General features: G+C 54.5%; 16 protein-coding genes and 1 riboswitch. Of the genes, 4 read left to right on the top strand and 12 right to left on the bottom strand.

Annotated elements, in window-relative coordinates; all coding sequences use genetic code 11:
• Positions 1 to 7: 7 nt before the first annotated feature.
• The 8 genes from IPM58_14020 to thiC all read right to left on the bottom strand — a co-directional run bounded on the left by IPM58_14020 (position 8) and on the right by thiC (position 8,067).
• The gene (locus IPM58_14020; GenBank protein ID MBK9308157.1) at positions 8 to 1,060 is read right to left on the bottom strand and encodes a PD40 domain-containing protein; all 1,053 of its coding nucleotides are present in this window, start codon (positions 1,058 to 1,060) and stop codon (positions 8 to 10) included.
• 43 nt (positions 1,061 to 1,103) lie between these two features.
• Complete coding sequence (locus IPM58_14025) at positions 1,104 to 1,928, bottom strand: methyltransferase domain-containing protein (protein ID MBK9308158.1); 825 nt, start codon at positions 1,926 to 1,928, stop codon at positions 1,104 to 1,106.
• A gap of 823 nt (positions 1,929 to 2,751) precedes the next feature.
• Entirely contained in the window at positions 2,752 to 3,171 is a 420-nt protein-coding gene (locus IPM58_14030; protein ID MBK9308159.1) for a group II truncated hemoglobin, read from the bottom strand.
• A 21-nt stretch (positions 3,172 to 3,192) separates the two neighbouring features.
• Positions 3,193 to 4,284 carry an aminomethyl transferase family protein gene (locus tag IPM58_14035; protein MBK9308160.1) on the bottom strand — a complete coding sequence of 364 codons (1,092 nt, stop codon included), beginning with the start codon at positions 4,282 to 4,284 and terminating at the stop codon, positions 3,193 to 3,195.
• A 63-nt stretch (positions 4,285 to 4,347) separates the two neighbouring features.
• Complete coding sequence (locus IPM58_14040; protein MBK9308161.1) at positions 4,348 to 4,731, bottom strand: histidine kinase; 384 nt, start codon at positions 4,729 to 4,731, stop codon at positions 4,348 to 4,350.
• Between the two features lie 10 nt (positions 4,732 to 4,741).
• A complete protein-coding gene (locus tag IPM58_14045; GenBank protein MBK9308162.1) occupies positions 4,742 to 5,257 on the bottom strand; it encodes a tetratricopeptide repeat protein in 516 nt (171 codons plus the stop codon).
• A gap of 83 nt (positions 5,258 to 5,340) precedes the next feature.
• Complete coding sequence (locus IPM58_14050) at positions 5,341 to 6,141, bottom strand: thiazole biosynthesis protein (protein ID MBK9308163.1); 801 nt, start codon at positions 6,139 to 6,141, stop codon at positions 5,341 to 5,343.
• A gap of 9 nt (positions 6,142 to 6,150) precedes the next feature.
• Positions 6,151 to 8,067 carry a phosphomethylpyrimidine synthase ThiC gene (gene thiC, locus IPM58_14055; GenBank protein MBK9308164.1) on the bottom strand — a complete coding sequence of 639 codons (1,917 nt, stop codon included), beginning with the start codon at positions 8,065 to 8,067 and terminating at the stop codon, positions 6,151 to 6,153.
• 114 nt (positions 8,068 to 8,181) lie between these two features.
• A riboswitch (TPP riboswitch) is annotated at positions 8,182 to 8,283 on the bottom strand.
• Between the two features lie 160 nt (positions 8,284 to 8,443).
• Here thiC and nadA point away from each other — a divergent pair.
• The 3 genes from nadA to lspA all read left to right on the top strand — a co-directional run bounded on the left by nadA (position 8,444) and on the right by lspA (position 12,964).
• The gene (nadA, locus tag IPM58_14060) at positions 8,444 to 9,547 is read left to right on the top strand and encodes a quinolinate synthase NadA (protein ID MBK9308165.1); all 1,104 of its coding nucleotides are present in this window, start codon (positions 8,444 to 8,446) and stop codon (positions 9,545 to 9,547) included.
• A 73-nt stretch (positions 9,548 to 9,620) separates the two neighbouring features.
• Entirely contained in the window at positions 9,621 to 12,443 is a 2,823-nt protein-coding gene (ileS, locus tag IPM58_14065; protein MBK9308166.1) for an isoleucine--tRNA ligase, read from the top strand.
• Positions 12,440 to 12,964, top strand: coding sequence for a signal peptidase II (lspA, locus tag IPM58_14070; GenBank protein MBK9308167.1), 525 nt, complete (start codon positions 12,440 to 12,442; stop codon positions 12,962 to 12,964). Before ileS ends, lspA begins: the two co-directional genes overlap by 4 nt.
• 79 nt (positions 12,965 to 13,043) lie before the next feature.
• On the opposite strand, the gene IPM58_14075 is transcribed toward lspA, so the two are convergent.
• Positions 13,044 to 13,304, bottom strand: coding sequence for a DUF2024 family protein (locus IPM58_14075; GenBank protein ID MBK9308168.1), 261 nt, complete (start codon positions 13,302 to 13,304; stop codon positions 13,044 to 13,046).
• Positions 13,305 to 13,316: 12 nt separating this feature from the next.
• Positions 13,317 to 14,192, bottom strand: coding sequence for an undecaprenyl-diphosphate phosphatase (locus tag IPM58_14080; protein MBK9308169.1), 876 nt, complete (start codon positions 14,190 to 14,192; stop codon positions 13,317 to 13,319).
• 296 nt (positions 14,193 to 14,488) lie between these two features.
• Between IPM58_14080 and IPM58_14085 the strand changes: the two genes are divergently transcribed.
• Positions 14,489 to 15,175, top strand: coding sequence for a hypothetical protein (locus IPM58_14085; GenBank protein MBK9308170.1), 687 nt, complete (start codon positions 14,489 to 14,491; stop codon positions 15,173 to 15,175).
• Positions 15,176 to 15,284: 109 nt separating this feature from the next.
• On the opposite strand, the gene IPM58_14090 is transcribed toward IPM58_14085, so the two are convergent.
• The gene (locus tag IPM58_14090) at positions 15,285 to 16,649 is read right to left on the bottom strand and encodes a hypothetical protein (protein MBK9308171.1); all 1,365 of its coding nucleotides are present in this window, start codon (positions 16,647 to 16,649) and stop codon (positions 15,285 to 15,287) included.
• Between the two features lie 59 nt (positions 16,650 to 16,708).
• Positions 16,709 to 17,206, bottom strand: a complete 498-nt coding sequence (locus IPM58_14095) for a sigma-70 family RNA polymerase sigma factor (GenBank protein MBK9308172.1) — start codon at positions 17,204 to 17,206, stop codon at positions 16,709 to 16,711.
• Between the last annotated feature and the right edge of the window lie 6 nt (positions 17,207 to 17,212).

Raw genomic sequence — 17,212 nt, forward strand, 5'->3', positions numbered from 1 at the left:
ACTGAACCTATTGTTCAGTGCCGGTCACGAGCAAGTTTGGCGGTGGTCCGATCGGCTCAAAGTTTTTCAGTAGCGGAACGTTGTCTTTGTGAACCCACATGATATCGTGATTGTACGAATCACGAGGCCCCGAACCACCCGTGAACGTCTTGCCGTCCGGCGTAAAGGTCCAACACATATCTTCGCCGGCGGTATTGATGGTATCACCAAGATTCAGAGGCTCCTGCCATTCGCCTTTTGGGTTCTGGTAGGAAATCCACATATCATGTCCGCCTCGCGATCCCATGTCCGGACGGGTACTGGTGATGATGAGGCTCTTTCCATCCTTCGAGAGGCCGGTCCAGTGCATATGGTCACGGTAGGGTGAATTGATGCGTGAACCCAGACTCTCAGGTTTCTGCCAAACCCCGTCCTTCTTCTCGACTTTCCAGATATCGCTGTCCTGGGTAACTCCCGGCTGCTGATAATTGAAGTAAATCAGGCTGTCGGAAGCAATAATCGGACAGTGCTCTTCGCCGGTCGGTGTATTGATGTGTGGAAGTTCCGGGACGTCGTTCCAATTCTTAGCCGGTTGCCACATACCGTTGACCTTCTGGGTCACGTAAAGGTCCCCGGTCGAGAGATTGCCGGGCTCGTACCTGGTGAAATAAATGACATTGCCGTCATCGGAGAGACTCGGTTCCAGTTCCCATGCGGATGTATTGATGTTCGGCCCCACTGTGGGGTCAATGCCCGGGCCCAAAGGAATAGGTTCCTGCCAGGTGCCGTTCATGTAGTGCGCCATCCAAATGTCGAAATTATAGGGCACCTCTGGTGATGAAACGCTACCTGTGCGGCCCGATACGAAGATGGCGGTCTTTCCGTCGGCACTATAGGTGATTTCAATCTCGGCTTCCGACGAATTGATCGGCTCGCCTATATTTTTGGATAGGGAGGGCGTCGATGTTTCAGGTCCGGTATGTGGCGTATCCATACCTGACATCGAAAATGTCATAGCAGGCAAGAGCAGGAGTGTGAGTGCTACCACACATAGATGTAAGCGAAGCCTTGGTGTTGCCATACCGCCTCCTTGTTGCAGCGAACAGGTTAGCCTATCGAGCTTGTTATCCTCTGGCCCGTGCCGTCACCGCGATTGCCTGCATCGTTGTGCGAAATGGACTGTTTCCGCCAAGCCGAGCAAAAGCCGTCGCTACGGTGTTGACGACTGGTTCGGGGGACCCCCCCTGTTGAATCTCAGCTAGAAGCGGCCCCCCTTCAATCATTCCAACTGCCAGTGACTCGGCAGAACTGCTATAGCATTCCATTGGAACGGCCTGAATGGTGATCTGATCAAACCCATTCGCACTAAGCAAACCCCGTAAGAGTTCGACATCTGCAAAGATAAAGGGCGCTTTGAAAAACTGTGGAGGATTGTCCAGGAATAAAGTCATGACAGTGTCGTGGACCGCAACACCCCAGGGATTGGCCTCCATGCAATCCCATACGCTCACTGCAAGTCGCCCTCCATTGACCAGGACGCGGCGCATTTCGCGAAACGCGCGATCTCTCTCCGACACAAACATGAGCCCGAACGGACAAACCGCAGTGCTGAATGAGCCGTCACGAAACGGCAGGTTTGCAATGTCTGCCTCTTTCCATTCAATTGCGTTGAGGTCTTTCAATTTGGATTGGGCGTATTGGAGCATCCCGAGATTGATATCAGTGGCCGTCAGCGGCATTGACGGCTTCAATTGAGTTCGTAACTGTCTGGTAAGAATACCGGTTCCACAGGCCATCTCAAGAACAGAGCCTTCGGTAATGGACCCCTCTGTAAGATCAGCGACTCGGTGCGCGAGGTCAATGACATAGGGTTCAAACAATGTTGGTCTGAGGAGCCGTTCATACAGCTCACAGCTGGGGGCGTAGTCGTGTTCGATACTGCCACCCATGAACTTCCTCCTTTGTCAGCGACAATAGGTGGCTCTGGTGGAAAGGGGAAACGTAACACATACTACTCTTGGCGGAGTTGCTCATCAACTGAGCAAGGCTTGGGATTCAATGCATCAGTGGAGGCCTCGCTGTCGTAGATGGGAGGCTGGGGTGATGGTGTGATCGTTACGCTCGTGGTTCGTCAAGCCCAGAATCCTGGCAAGGGTACGGGAGTAGGGTGGAGTTGCGGCTGCACCTAGTCAAGATCTTCGGGAAAACTGCTCCGAAACCTCCTACGTAGATCGGCGAACGATCTTGTGAGGGAGTTCTGGGAGGGGGAAGCATGAAAATGATCTCCGGACTTGCTGCGAGTCCCAATGGGTTTAGACCAGGACTGTTCGGCGGTACAAAACCGGCTCACGTCGACCCAGGCTTCGCCTCCAATCGAGATCGGTTCTGAATGGAGTGGAGGGGAAGCTTTGTGCCTTGTGTAGATGAAGAAGGAGAAGTCCATTTTGTGATGTCTCCAGTTGCTGTTGGAAACCTTACAGCGCCACCTCCTTCTTGCCTATTCCCTAATAGTAGTCCCACAGAGTTGCACCGCGACACGCTTCCTACTCCAGACGGCTGCCCCATATCTCTGCGCTACATCAGCAAGGGAAATGCCGGACTCAGGCAGCTTCGGAACTGTCGAGAATTCCGTCATATCGCATTGCCTGCGAAGACAAGTGCTTCTGTCTGCGGTAAAGCCAGAAGTCCTACCTCTGTATTCGAAAGGATGCAGGGAGGTCGCGATGTCCGCGGAGGACCTAGAGAGGCCAGTAATGGGTGTAGGGGTGTGTGCTAGAACTCCCCCATATTCACTTGCCGGACTCGTTCCGCCGGGATACTAAGTGCGGCTAGGAGGTACTGCTTGAACTCCTCGGTGTATGGCTGAGTCGCGAGGGCCTGTTGCATACAGAGGAGCCAGGCGTCGCGTTCTTCGTACCCTATGGGGAATCGCTTGTGGGCACCAGGAATGCTGATTGGCCCATAGTGTTGCTGAAAGAGTCTTGGTCCTCCCAGCCAGCCGCACAGGAAATAGGTCAATTTTCTGCGAGATTCGGTGAGATCGGGTGGGTGCATTTTTCTGATCGTTTCAGCTTCCGGCAACGTATCCATATTGGCATAAAAGTCATCCACCAACTTGGTGATACCCCCGAGCTCGCCTGCTGCTTGGTAAGGAGTGGTCTGATCGCTACTGTCTTGGTCTTCCAGGGACATTTGGTGTTCGAGGGTATGGCGTCAGAGCTTGGTGTAAAAGGGGAGGGTCTGAATAGTTGCCGGATATCGGTTGTTCTCATGTTCCACGGTCAAGGCGGTACCAGGCTTGCTGAAGTCTCGCAGCGGAAATCCGAATGCCACGACTTGGTTGAGTTGAGGGGAATGTGCCGCACTGCTGATCCACCCTACTTCACGATCGCCGCTATAGAGCTTAGCACCATGTGGTGGAATGACGGAATCCTTCAGAACCAGTCCGACAAGCTTGCGGCGGACGTTGCCGTATGTATCCATACGCGCGACGACTTCTTGCCCCGGATAGCACCCTTTGTTCAAACTGAACGCTTTGCCCTCGAGGTTCGCCTCGGGTGGAACAATCTCTTCGTTCAAGTCCGGTCCGGCTTTCGGGAGACCGGCCTCGAGGCGCAAGGCCTCTCGTGCCTGGCTACCGATGGCCTTGATTCCAAACCTGGCGCCGGCTTGCATGGCAGCCGTCCATGCGGGCAGCAGGCTGTCTGCCGGAAGCAATATCTCGATATCGACCTCTCCGGTCTCTTCCGTGCGTGCTACCAATGCATGATGCCCGCCGATATGCGCGGTCACGAAATCGATGGGTTGTAAATCTGTGACATCTACTCCGAATGCTGATTGGACAACATGAGTGGTCTTTGGCCCACTGATCAAGAGTAGCCCCCAACTCTCAGCGCAGTTTTCCATCTTGGCGTTGGTTCCGTAGAGCAGGAACTTACGAAGCGCCTGAAACGTCGTCTCCCCAATTTCGCCGACATCTTCCACCATGACGGCATCACTTTGCATGTACAGGCGGAAATAGGTGAGCATCTTACCCTTATGAGTCAAAAAGCTGGAATAGCGGCCTTGGCCAGATTGGAGAGGAAGGATGTCGTTGCTCACGACGCTTTGCAGCCACTTCACACGATCCTCACCCGTGACTCTGAGCTTGCCGCGATGGGAGAGATCAGCGATTCCCACGGTTTGTCGAACGGCATGATGCTCAGCGGCAACATCGCCATAGTGCCCTGGCATGTCCCAGCCGGTGACCGCTTCGAACGTTGCCCCGAGTTGGGCATGTTGTGAATGCAGGCGTGATTGCTTCATCGTCCTTTGAGAAGCCTACGAGTGGTTGTGATGAATGTCACGGAAGACAACGAGCTCCCGCCATTATGAGGAGGCGACATGTCCTGTCACCAATTCCTCTACTAATGCTTTCGTCCGAGCCGAAAACTCATTGCGGGACACGATCTTGGTTACGCCGAGTACCTTTGCGCGATTCCAGGTGTCCACTTCCTCATGGTTGGCAAAGGCCAGTGTGGGAATCGCACACAATCCTGGATCGCCATTCAGCTGTTCCAATGCGTGAAACGCATCAAGAGTTAAATCGTTCATATTGAGAATGATCAAGCTTGGGCTTGCCGACGCGGCCTTGTCGATGATGTCCTGCTGAGCTCGGGCTTTCTCTATCTGGAACTCCGTCTGGCGCAGCGCATCCTTGACTTTCGTGTAGAAGAACAAGTCGGTGATGGCCACGAGGATAGTCTTGTGCATGAGTACGACCTTAGTTCAGTGAGCTCACCAGCCGCCCGAGGGCCCTTCTGGCAAGTTTATAATTCGGATCCAGCGCGAGCGCTTTCTTGTACGACTCGATGGCGTCGGTCCAGTTTCCCAACCGCTCGTATACCCGGCCGAGATTCAAGTGGGGGTAGGCAGGACTCTCGTACCGCTTGGCCTGCATCGCTTTCTGAAACCAGGTAATGGCCTCCTCGAACGCACCCTTTTCGATCATGTATGCCCCGATATCGTTGTAGGGGTTGCCGAAATCCGGGTCTTGCGCAATAGCTTTGTGGCATTCTTCGATGGCGTCATCAAGCCGTCCCATAAAGCTATAGGTCCACCCCAAGAATGTGTAACCCTCGGCAGTGGGATGGGTTGCGATCGATTGCTTGTAGAGGTTGACCGCTTCTTCAAAGTCCCCTTTCATCTGTCGTTCAAAGGCCTGTTGGAACAGATCCCATGCGTGGCGCTTGTCTTCCTCGCGCCCTTCGCCTTGAAGGAGGAAATCTTGAACGTCCATGTTTCGAAAACACCTCTAGGCAGTCGTCAGCGCGGTGTAGAACAGCCATGAAACCGTTGCGGTTTGACGACCGAGAGTTGCCGTTACTCCTGTTTGAGTTTCTTCTTGATCAATTCAGCTCCGTACCGTCCCGAGAGTAACATGGACCCGAAAGCGGGTCCCATTCTCGGTGTGCCGTAGACGGCGGCGACGGCCAACCCGATCACGAAACAATTGGGATAGACCTCTCCCGTTCGGTCCATGATTTCTTCTTCAGATCGCGCCACCCACATGGCTCCGTTTCCTGGTACTTTATTATACAGATTTCGTTTATGGAGAAGCTCGACCACGATGGCATCATGGCCGGTCGCATCCACCACGATTTTGCTCTCGAGGGCAATCGGATCAACATGGATCAGATCATGGCCTGCCATTTCGGCCGTGGTGTTGTTGACGACGACTCCCTCCAGTATGCCATCATTGCGGATGATCAAGTCCAGCACGCGCGTCAGGTTCATCACCTTGGCGCCGGCGTTGTACGCGGCTGAGATCAGGGCGCCTGTCGCGTGTGGGGGATCGACCATATACATTCCGTCGCATTCTTTGATCTTTTTGCAGGGAACGCCGATTTCATCGAGAATCTCATTTGCCGGTTCGCAGATTGTGGCTTTGTTCATAAGGTAGCCACCGGACCAAAATCCTCCACCCAGGGCCAAGCTTTGCTCGATGAGCAGCGTTCGAAATCCCATAGAGGCTAGATCATGCGCACAGATTAGTCCAGACGGCCCTGCACCGACGATGATGACATCGCTTTCGATGAGCTGATCGAACTCTTTATAGTATTCCCGGGCGATCTGCCTGGTGATATCTCGTTCACGTAACGGCGCAGGCTTCGGTTTTGCCATACAGCTCTCCTACCGGTAAATTTCAGCCCCGGTCTGCTTGAACTCTGCGGCCTTCTCCTTCATCCCGATTTGGATGGCCTGCTGTTCGTCGATGTTCAGCTGTGCCGCATAGTCGCGGACGTCTTGGGTGATCTTCATCGAGCAGAAGTGTGGACCGCACATCGAGCAGAAATGCGAAACCTTGGCGGCATTGTCAGGGAGCGTTTCGTCGTGGAACTGCTGCGCGGTTTCCGGATCGAGCGACAGATTGAATTGATCTTCCCAGCGGAACTCAAATCGGGCCTTCGACAGCGCGTTGTCTCGCTCCTGGGCGCCGGGATGACCTTTGGCCAGGTCTGCTGCGTGTGCCGCAATCTTATAGGTGATCACGCCGGTTTTGACGTCCTCGCGGGTCGGCAATCCCAAATGCTCTTTGGGAGTGACGTAACAGAGCATGGCACAGCCGTACCAGCCGATCATCGCGGCCCCGATTCCTGACGTAATGTGGTCGTAACCAGGAGCGATGTCGGTCGTCAGCGGGCCAAGTGTATAGAACGGAGCTTCATGGCAGGCCTTGAGCTGCTTTTCCATGTTGGCTTGAATCATGTGCATAGGTACGTGGCCTGGACCTTCGATCATGACCTGCACATCGTGTTTCCACGCGATCTGGGTCAGCTCGCCTAGAGTTTCAAGCTCGGCAAACTGCGCGTCGTCGTTGGCATCGGCGATGGATCCTGGCCGGAGTCCGTCACCGAGGCTAAAAGCGACGTCGTAGGCCTTCATAATCTCGCAGATCTCCTCAAAGTGGGTGTAGGCGAAGTTTTCCTGATGGTGCGCCAGGCACCATTTGGCATGGATCGAACCACCCCGCGAAACTATCCCCGTCATGCGCGTAGCGGTCATCGGCACGTAGGCCAGGCGTACACCCGCGTGAATCGTGAAGTAGTCGACGCCTTGCTCCGCCTGTTCGATCAGCGTGTCACGGAAAATTTCCCACGTGAGATCTTCCGCCTTGCCGTTCACTTTTTCGAGTGCCTGATAGATCGGGACGGTTCCGATCGGCACCGGCGAATTACGGATGATCCACTCTCGCGTTTCGTGGATGTTTTTGCCGGTTGAGAGGTCCATGACGGTATCGGCCCCCCAGCGTGTCGACCAGATCATTTTCTCGACTTCTTCCTCGATCGATGAAGCCACTGCGGAATTACCGATGTTGGAGTTGATCTTCACCAGAAAGTTGCGGCCAATGATCATCGGTTCGCTCTCGGGATGGTTGATGTTCGAGGGGATGATCGCACGACCGCGAGCGACTTCGTCTCGTACGAATTCCGGAGTGATGACAGAAGGAATGGCGGCGCCCCACGCGAATCCCTGATGTTGTTTCACGCCGCCGCCATGACCATTGTGTTGGCCAAGGCCGGAGGCCCGTTCTCGTGACTGATTCTCACGGATGGCAATAAACTCCATCTCCGGGGTGACAATGCCTTTTCGGGCATAGTGGAGCTGCGTGACATTCGCACCGCGCCTCGCCTTCAAGGGCTTGCGAATGTGCTGAAACCGAAGATCAGCCAGCTGAGGATCTGCTGCGCGCATTCGACCGTACGTCGAACTGATTTCCGAAAGTTCTTCGACATCTTGTCGGCCGAGGACCCAGGCGCGCCGCAATGGCTGGAGGCCTTTGCGAACATCGATCGTGGCAGAAGGGTCGGTATAGGGCCCTGATGTGTCGTAAACAATCACTGAGGGATTGCTTGATTTCACGCCATTTGTTTCCTTGGTTTGCGTGAGGCTAATTTCTCGCATTGGAACCCGGACACCTGGATGGTCACCAGCCACATACATCTTACGCGATGCTGGCAAGGGTGTTGTGGTCAGTGGGGCCGACGGTGTGACCAGGCCATTTCTGTGTCCGGATGCGTTTGTATTTGTATGTGTCTGGATGCTCATAGTGAGATCCTTTCGTCGTTATCGCAAGTGATAGTTTTGCTCACGACAACGGTTTCCCCAATAAAAAAGCCGTCTCCCCAGTATGCCAGGAAGGCGGCTGACTCCTCATCAGGGTCCGCTGTCGTCCGGCTTCCCTACGCTGGTATTACCCAGGTCAGGTTGTGAGGGTCGTCCGATCATTCGGACTCTCAGCTCTAGGCTCCCCTAGCGATTCTTAGTGATCGTATTACTCTAGGGTTGTGAAGTCAATCGGCTATTAGACCCAGCATGCCCACTATCCTTTGGGGCTCGAACTAGGACTTTTCCGCACGAGGCTATTCATTGATTGTGAGGGAAGGCTATCGTAAAATGACCTTTCTTTTTCGTTGGAGGATCTGTGCCAGCCATTGCGACAGTCCCAAAGCCGATTGACACGTACCAGGCGCTACCCGCCGAAGAATTGCGTCGGCGGATCATAGCAGCCAAGCAGCTACTGGGTGAGCGAGTCATGATTCTGGGCCATAACTACCAGCGGGATGAAGTCATCCAGCATGCTGATTTTCGTGGTGACTCGCTGTTGTTAGCCAAACTGGCCGCCGAGCGCTCCGAACGACCCTACATCGTATTTTGCGGCGTACACTTTATGGCTGAGACGGCGGATATCCTCAGCCGTTCCCAGCAAACAGTCATCCTGCCGGACATGGCTGCGGGCTGTTCCATGGCGGATATGGCTGCGATCGAGCAGGTTGATCAATGTTGGGAGGCGCTGGGGCGCGTGATTCCAGTCGAGGAGACCGTGATGCCGGCCGTCTATGTGAATTCGGCGGCGGTCCTAAAGGCGTTTTGTGGAGAGCATGGAGGGATTACGTGTACATCATCCAACGCCAAAGCAGTGATCGAATGGTGTTGGGCGAGGCGAGAAAAGATTCTCTTTTTCCCGGACGAACATCTCGGTCGGAATACGGCCAATAAGATGGGTATTCCGCGCGAGCAGCTGATCGTGTGGGACCCCTATCAACCCAACGGCGGGAATACCAGAGACGCCATCAAGCGAGCTACTTTGATCCTGTGGAAGGGGCATTGCAGTGTCCATCAAATGTTCCAGCCGGTGCATGTGGACCATTTTCGCAAACAATATCCAGACGGGAAGGTGATCGTCCATCCAGAGTGTCACGAGGATGTGGTGAACAAGGCCGATCTCATCGGATCGACCGAATTCATCATCCGGACCGTGACGGCTGCGCCGGCCGGTACGACGTGGGCGGTCGGGACGGAGCTGAATCTCGTGAATCGTTTAAAACACGAACTCACCGACAAAAAAGTCTTCTTCTTGTCTTCTACGGTTTGTCAGTGCGCCACCATGTTTCGGATCGATGCGGCGCACCTGTGCTGGGCCATGGAGAATCTGGCAGACGGTCACGTCGTCAACCGCATCGTGGTGCCGGAGGACGATAAGCAGTGGGCAAAAATCGCACTTGACCGTATGATGGCAGTGAGTTAGGGCTGGTACCTACCCCCTTCCTTCCGGTATATTCCCTCGATTCCGTATGATGGTGTGAGTGTGCTGGTGTTCCATGTCTACTGATTACAAGTCGACACTCAATCTTCCCAAGACCGATTTCCCGATGAAGGCGAACTTGCCTCAGCGGGAACCTGCGATGCTGGCCTGGTGGGGGGAGCAGAAGCTCTACGACCAGATTCAGGCCTTGGGGAATGGGCGGCCTCGGTATGTTTTGCATGATGGTCCTCCGTATGCCAACGGCCGTATCCATATCGGACATGCCCTGAACAAGGTCCTCAAGGATATCATCGTTAAGTCGAAGACGATGGCAGGCTTTCATGCGCCCTATGTGCCGGGGTGGGATTGCCACGGGTTGCCGATTGAGCATCAAGTCATGAAGGAGCTCGGCGACAAGAAAAAGGACTTGAACGTGTCGGCCATCCGCAGGCTGTGTCGTGAGTATGCTGAGCGATACGTCACTATTCAACGAGAGGAATTCAAACGGCTCGGGGTGCTGGGTGAATGGGACCATCCCTATCTGACGATGACGTCGGCCTATGAGGCCACGATCATTCGTGAGTTCGGGAAGTTTGTCGAGCGTGGCGGGGTCTACAAGGGGCTCAAGCCGGTACTCTGGTGCACGCATGATCAAACGGCGCTGGCGGAAGCGGAAGTCGAATATGATGATCATACATCGCCATCGATCTATGTGAAGTTCCCGGTCGTCACCGCGCCATCGGTTCTGGCGAACACCTTTCCTGGTATGTCTTTTCCGGATGGGATGAAGCTGGTGTCCGTCGTCATCTGGACGACCACGCCATGGACCCTGCCGGCCAACCAGGCTGTCTGCCTCCACCAAGATTTCGACTATGCTTTTGTTCAGGCCGGCAATGAGCTGCTGATCGTGGCGGAAAAGCTTGTGGACAACGTCACGAAGGCTTGTGGGATCAGTGATTATCGTGTCGTGGGAGTGAAAAAAGGTGGAGAAGGTTTTGAGGGCTTGGAAACGCAACGACCGTTGTCCACCGGCCTGTCACCTATCTTGCTTGGGGATTTTGTGACGCTTGATCAGGGGACTGGTTGTGTTCATATCGCGCCCGGCCACGGTATGGAGGACTATCTGCTTGTGCTGGAGCACAACGCGAAGGCGTCGCCTGGTGAGCGGCTTGAAATTCTCGCACCGGTGGACAACAGTGGCCGGTTTACAGTGATCGTGAAGGAATTCGCCGGCCAGCAGGTCTTGAAGGCCAATCCGAAGATTGTGGAGTATCTGCAGGGGAACGGGCGTTTGCTGGGGCATGGTTCGCTGAACCATTCGTATCCGCACTGTTGGCGGTGTAAGAATCCGGTGATCTTCCGTGCGACCGAGCAATGGTTCGTCTCGATGGAGACGAATGACTTGCGGAGAGAAGCTCTGGCGGAAATCGAACGAGTCCGATGGATTCCGAGCTATGGGCGTGATCGGATCTTCGGTATGATCGAAAACCGTCCGGACTGGTGCCTTTCACGTCAACGTGTGTGGGGTGTACCGATTCCAGGGTTCACCTGTCTCGGATGTCATCATGTGTTGGCCGAGCCTTCCATCATTGAGCATGTGGCGGTTTTGATGGAATCAAAGGGGGCGGATGTCTGGTTCGAACAATCCGCTGGTGACTTATTGCCGGTTGGAACAACCTGTCAGAAGTGTGGCGGAACAGGGTTTGAGAAAGAGCGGGACATTCTCGATGTCTGGTTTGAATCCGGTGTGAGCTACGCGGCTGTGCTGAAGCCAAGAAAGTGGGAAGCCGATTTGTATCTCGAAGGGTCCGACCAACATCGGGGCTGGTTCCATAGCGCCCTGCTCGCTGGTGTCACGACGGATCATCGCGCCCCCTACAAAGCGGTGTTGACCCATGGGTTCGTCGTAGACGGGCAGGGGAAGAAGATGTCCAAGTCGGCCGGGAATGTCGTCGCGCCGCAGGATGTCATTAAACAGTCGGGCGCGGAAATCCTCCGTCTGTGGGTGGCGGCTCAGGATTATCGTGAAGATCTGCGCATCTCACAGGAAATTCTGACTCATCTGATCGAGGCCTATCGAAAGATCCGCAATACTTGCCGATTCTTGTTGAGCAACCTCTATGACTTCGATCCGAACTATTTCCGGGTGCCTTATGAGGATTTGCCCGAATTAGATCGTTGGGCGCTTTTGCGGCTGGGCGAATTGATTCAGAAGGTGACAAAAGCTTACGAGGACTTCGAATTCCATCTCATCTTTCATGCGATCAACAACTTCTGTTCGGTCGACATGAGCGCAATTTATCTGGATATCCTGAAAGATCGACTGTACACCTTTCGCAGGGATTCTCATGCTCGGCTAAGCTCACAAACGGTGTTATTCGATGTGGTGGTGGCGCTTACGAAATTGATGGCGCCAATCCTTAGCTTTACATCCGAAGAGATCTGGCAGAAGTTGCCGGAAGCTGCCCGTATGAGCCCCAACGGTCAAAGCGTTCATTTGTCCTCATTTCCTGAGATAGACCCAAGATGGAACGATGCGGGGTTGGATAGCCGATGGAATCGACTGCTGGAGGTTCGAGTGGCCGCACAAGCGGCTCTAGAAGAACAGCGCCGAGAAAAAGTGATCGGTTCCTCTCTTGAGGCTGGTATCCGGATTCAAGCAAATCCAGATAAGTTTGGACTTCTCAAACAATACGAGCAAGTCCTGCCGGGTATCCTCATCGTCTCACAGGTTAAGCTGGAAGAGGTTCACAACTTGCCTCTTAAGCCGGACTTTCGAGTTCTTGTCTATAAAGCCGAGGGCAATAAGTGCGAACGCTGTTGGAACTATCGCGATGCTGTCGGCAAGGATCATGACCACCCGACTCTCTGTGAGCGATGTGTGGAGGCCGTCTTATGAACGCGTCTTGGCTTCGCAATATGGCGCTGGCACTGGTGACCGGCAGTATCGTTCTGCTGGATCAGCTGACCAAGCAGCAGATCATGCAGACGATGCGCTTACACGAGTCGATCCCCATCATCCCCAATCTTTTCAGCCTGACCTATATTCGGAATCCAGGCGCGGCGTTCGGGTTATTGGCTGGGAGCAGCAACGCGTTTCGGATGGTGTTTTTTGGGCTGACCTCGATCTTTGCACTCGGGTTGCTCGGCACGATCCTGGCGCGGATGCCTGAGCAGGACCGGGTTGGCCGCGTCAGTGTGGCGGGAATTCTCGGCGGCGCGATCGGTAACTTAATCGATCGATTGCGGTTTGGGGAAGTGATCGATTTTCTGGATGTCTATATCGAGAACTATCACTGGCCCGCGTTTAATGTGGCGGATTCCGCCATCACCGTCGGCGTGACCTTCCTGATCATTCACTTCGCATTTGAGAAGAAATCCGACTCCTCCACCGCCTCAGAGCCTAATTCCGTTCCCTAATTCAAATTTCGCCTTGTGTGTAGGCGTCTTTGGTCATTCGTTTCGGGCCGACCCGGCACGAATGACCGCGACTTCTTTGCTAGGCGGGCATGGGGACGATGAATCCACCCTTCTCTTTGACCTGTTTCTGCTGCTCCGATGAAAACATCACGAGTGGTTCGCTGTGACAAAACTGGCATTCCTTCGTCGTCACCACAGCATTGGGCTCACCGATGCTGACCAAGTACTCCTTGGCAAGCTTGAGCGCGGTCGCTTCATCCGTCGTCATCACATCGAAGTGAATGCGACCATTCTTTCCATGAACCCACGTATCGTAGACATGAATCGTATCTGAAGCCATGCACAACTCCTTTCAACGAACGACCAACAAGACCAACACTCCGAGCATAATACGATAGTAGGCAAAGACCCGCAAGGTGTGCCGTTTGACATAGGTGAGGAAGGCAGCGATGACGGCCCAGGCGACAAGGAATGACACGACCATGCCGAGCGCGAGCGCTAAAAAGTCTTGCTCGGTAAAGGTTCCGCGTGCCTTCCAGGTTTCGTAGAGTGTGGCCGCAATGATGGTCGGGAGAGCGAGAAAAAAGGAATACTCTGTGGCGACCTTGCGATCGAGGCCTGCAAGTAGGCCACCGATGATGGTTGAACCGGATCGTGACATGCCGGGAATCAGTGAGGCGCATTGCGCGACGCCGATCCAGAACGCCTGCATCGGTGAAACTTGATCCAGGCTTGTCGCGTGACTCGTGCGTTTGGTGGCTTCGACGATCAGGATGACGAAGCCTCCGAGAATCGAAGTCGTCGCCACGGTCTGGGGGGTGAACAGATGTGACTTGATCCATCCATGTGCAGCGAGCCCGAGGAGGGCAGCCGGGAGAAAGGCGATCCCTAACCCGATCAAGAACCATAAGTTGTGATGCTGTTGCATCGAAGCCTTGATTCGATCTGTCCAGGACGCATGCGACCCGCTTGTGCTGATGGAACGAAATGTCTGTTGTTCCTGCCAGGCGCCGGAGAGAAGCCGACCGATCTTTTCCCGTTCGAACACGATGACGGCGAGAATCGCTCCCAACTGAATCGAGATTTCCGCGTTGGCCGCCACGTCTCCGGTGAACCCAAGGGCATGGCCGACAAGGATCAGATGCCCGGTGGATGAGACGGGAAGAAACTCGGTCATCCCCTCCACGACTCCAAGAATCACGGCGAGTGCTGGACCCCATTCGTTCATGCTGTACTCCACTTCCGATTGTGGACCATCAAGGTTTCGCCCTCCATGGTCATGTCTGATAGAATGTGTCGGATAATCACAGAGCGACGCCGATCCGTCAAGCGCATTGGTTCTTCTGATCCGGCTATTGCGGAACAGCGCTGGTTGGTCTCGAACAAGAGCAATTATGTTGACAATACCGAGGGGTTGGCATACACACAAAGAACGCCATCACATGAACGGGGATATGGCGGGATGCAAGTAGGGATTCGTATGAAGCACATTCAAGCCGCAGGATTTGATGGAGGGAGGATCGCATGAAGCGCGAGTGGACGGCAATAGTATTGGTCGGTGCCGTGTTGACTACGGGTTGCGTCTCCAACAAGAAATATCAAGAAGCGCTGACCGAGGCGGACACCGCCAGGATGGAATTGGAAAAGGCTCGCCAACAGAAGGGTGCGATGGAACAGCAGGTCCGCACGCTCAAGGAGCTGAACGTCAAATTCAACAACGAGGCCGAGGCTGCTCGGGATGAATTGCAACGGTTTGAGCACGGACGTGATGCAGAACGAGGCACGCTCGAGGCACGAACCAAAGAACTCGAAGATAAGGTGCGAGCGTTATCAGCCCAAAATCGGAATGTGCGGCAGGAATATCAGGACGTCAAGCGTCACAACGACACACTGAAATCGTTGGTAACTCGCTATCAAAAAGAGCTGAAAGATCGTTCTCAATCAGGGTCGGCGGCGCAGGCCGCCACAGTGACTCCCAAACAGGGTTCAGGGGGGACGGCCTCGGCCGCACCAGGGACGACTTCAGCGTCGTTGAATATCAATAAAGTTTCGGCCAACGATATGGTCCTCTTCTTGGGGCTCAAACAGGATGAGGCCGATCGGATCGTCAATAATCGTCCCTATCGTGTGAAAGGTGAACTGGTGGCGAAGAATGTCGTCCCAAAGGAAACCTTCGACCTGATTAAGGACCGCATTTCCGTGAGCCCATAGCGCTCTGATCGGTTTCAAACGGGACATCGAGGGCCGTTCTCCGACGAAGGAGAACGGCCCTTGTATTTTTACCGAGCAGTGTCGGACTGTTCTGGACGATTGCCTATGGTCAGTGTAGCGGAATTCTGACCGTAAGTTCGGATGCTGAGGGATCTCGAGTGACGACATAGGTCGCTTGTTCTTGACGGTTGGATGCCTCAGGAGAAGCGGAGGATTCTTGAAGGTGTCCCCGTGGCGATGGTGTCACCACGTCGGAGTCCATCGTGGAAGGGGTATCGAATGGCATGAGAGACAAACGGACCGTAATGGAACGATGGCCGGCAAGGATCGGGATTCTCCTCCGCTGATGGGCCAACAACCGCGATGAAATCGGGTCTCCTGCCGCGAAAGGGAACAGGAGGTGAGGTGGTTGAGAACCGGCCTCTCCCCATACCTGAAAGAAGCTATCCTGATTTGCCTCGATCATAAGGTCCAACGAACCTGCCCGGAGAGAGGTTTCCCTCTTTCGGTCATCGTGCAGGTCCTTCATTCCGTTCATGACAAGACTGTAACGAATGCCTAAGGGCTTAGTGGTTTCTGTAAGTGTTTTTGTCAGATTCGCATCCCGTTCACCTTTATGGGTAGGTCGGTCGAACTGCTGTACCGAATGGCTACCTTCCTGCTTTTCCTTTATCGCGCTCGAAACGACCTCCGCTGGTTCTCCATAGAACAAGGAGCGTGCACTCAGTGCTGAACCGACTTGAGGGGGTTGTGCGTCGGTAGTCAGCGCGTGAGGCGGTGCGATGCTAGAGGCGGAGGTCAATGGCACGCTCGCAAGGTCTTGACCTCCTGAGGTCGATGCGTGTTCTGCCGAACGGGGGAATGATGGTGGGGTTGATGGAGGATGTTCTCTTGATGCATCCGCCCCCTTCTGCAGGGTTGCCCGCTCTTTTTTCGCTTTAGCCATTGTTGAAGTTGCTGGTTTGGACGTGTCTGCGGTGAGTGCTTGGTTGCCGGCCGGAGTGATTGATTTCGTTTTTTCCGGCGTCTCCTTCCGAGATTCTTTGATCCCAGGGGTGGCCGGTTTCTCTGCGGCGGGTGGAGAACCCGGTGGGGGTGGGGCCATTATCTCTTCACCGGCGACGGATCGTGCAGCCTCTTTGAGGCTTTCTTGGTAGATGTTGATGCCAAGGACAAGTGCGAAAAGGGTTGCAGCGAGGCCACCAGCCCAGGCGAGTCCAGCTGGTCTGCGGAACCAGCCGAACCATGACACGTTGCCTCCGTCAGTTGTCGAAGTTGTTTCACGTAACGATCGCAAAAGCTTCTCACGCACCACGGGATCCGTCAGCAGTTCCTTGAGCGCTTGTTCGTCAGCAAACAAGTTGAAGAGCTGCTGATCGTGTAGGGCGGTGCTGTAGAGCCGGTGTTTCTCCTCCGGCGTTAACGTATCGGCCGCAAATCCACCGAGCAGCTTTTCGAGATCGTCGTCAGGCATTGAAACCCGTGGTTCGTGACATATGAACCGCATCGTGTCCGGGACTCAGGACCATCTCGTCATTCCCAACTGCCACCCATCAGAGTTAATAATTCCCTCCGACAGCGCAAGTCCCACGTATAAATTGTATTGATCGACGTCTGCCTCATCAATTGCTGAATCTCGGGAAAACTTTTCCCTTCTAACTTCCACGTGAATAGTTTGCGGCATCGTTCGCCAAGTCGGGTCATGGCCACGAGCAGCCGATCGACACGCTGCTTCTGGTCAAGTTGAGTTGCCGGGTCGTCCCGGGTGTCGGTGAGCGGCAGATCTTCCACCGATTCTTGATTGTACTCCCCTCGCCGCAACGCTTTCCGATGGGCATCCAGCATCTTGTAGCGGAGGACCTGAAATGCCAGGGGGACGAGTTCAACTAATTCCGTGACCTGGGAATACTTCTCGTGCAGGACCGTCAACACCTCTTGTGTCAGGTCTTCAGCGCGGTCTCTCGATACACGTGATGTCGCGAACGCCAGGATCCTTTCACGAAGGGTAGCCAATATCTGATCTCGGTTCATCATCGT

Origin of the sequence: Nitrospira sp. (assembly GCA_016715825.1) — a bacterium.
Lineage (GTDB): Bacteria > Nitrospirota > Nitrospiria > Nitrospirales > Nitrospiraceae > Nitrospira_D.

What these genes read in the sequence shown, in the direction of transcription:
- IPM58_14020 (MBK9308157.1), bottom strand. Translation starts at nt 1,060, where the DNA reads ATGGCAACACCAAGGCTTCGCTTACATCTATGTGTGGTAGCACTCACA.
- IPM58_14025 (MBK9308158.1), bottom strand. Translation starts at nt 1,928, where the DNA reads ATGGGTGGCAGTATCGAACACGACTACGCCCCCAGCTGTGAGCTGTAT.
- IPM58_14030 (MBK9308159.1), bottom strand. Translation starts at nt 3,171, where the DNA reads ATGTCCCTGGAAGACCAAGACAGTAGCGATCAGACCACTCCTTACCAA.
- IPM58_14035 (MBK9308160.1), bottom strand. Translation starts at nt 4,284, where the DNA reads ATGAAGCAATCACGCCTGCATTCACAACATGCCCAACTCGGGGCAACG.
- IPM58_14040 (MBK9308161.1), bottom strand. Translation starts at nt 4,731, where the DNA reads ATGCACAAGACTATCCTCGTGGCCATCACCGACTTGTTCTTCTACACG.
- IPM58_14045 (MBK9308162.1), bottom strand. Translation starts at nt 5,257, where the DNA reads ATGGACGTTCAAGATTTCCTCCTTCAAGGCGAAGGGCGCGAGGAAGAC.
- IPM58_14050 (MBK9308163.1), bottom strand. Translation starts at nt 6,141, where the DNA reads ATGGCAAAACCGAAGCCTGCGCCGTTACGTGAACGAGATATCACCAGG.
- thiC (MBK9308164.1), bottom strand. Translation starts at nt 8,067, where the DNA reads ATGAGCATCCAGACACATACAAATACAAACGCATCCGGACACAGAAAT.
- ileS (MBK9308166.1), top strand. Translation starts at nt 9,621, where the DNA reads ATGTCTACTGATTACAAGTCGACACTCAATCTTCCCAAGACCGATTTC.
- lspA (MBK9308167.1), top strand. Translation starts at nt 12,440, where the DNA reads ATGAACGCGTCTTGGCTTCGCAATATGGCGCTGGCACTGGTGACCGGC.
- IPM58_14075 (MBK9308168.1), bottom strand. Translation starts at nt 13,304, where the DNA reads ATGGCTTCAGATACGATTCATGTCTACGATACGTGGGTTCATGGAAAG.
- IPM58_14080 (MBK9308169.1), bottom strand. Translation starts at nt 14,192, where the DNA reads ATGAACGAATGGGGTCCAGCACTCGCCGTGATTCTTGGAGTCGTGGAG.
- IPM58_14085 (MBK9308170.1), top strand. Translation starts at nt 14,489, where the DNA reads ATGAAGCGCGAGTGGACGGCAATAGTATTGGTCGGTGCCGTGTTGACT.
- IPM58_14090 (MBK9308171.1), bottom strand. Translation starts at nt 16,649, where the DNA reads ATGCCTGACGACGATCTCGAAAAGCTGCTCGGTGGATTTGCGGCCGAT.
- IPM58_14095 (MBK9308172.1), bottom strand. Translation starts at nt 17,206, where the DNA reads ATGAACCGAGATCAGATATTGGCTACCCTTCGTGAAAGGATCCTGGCG.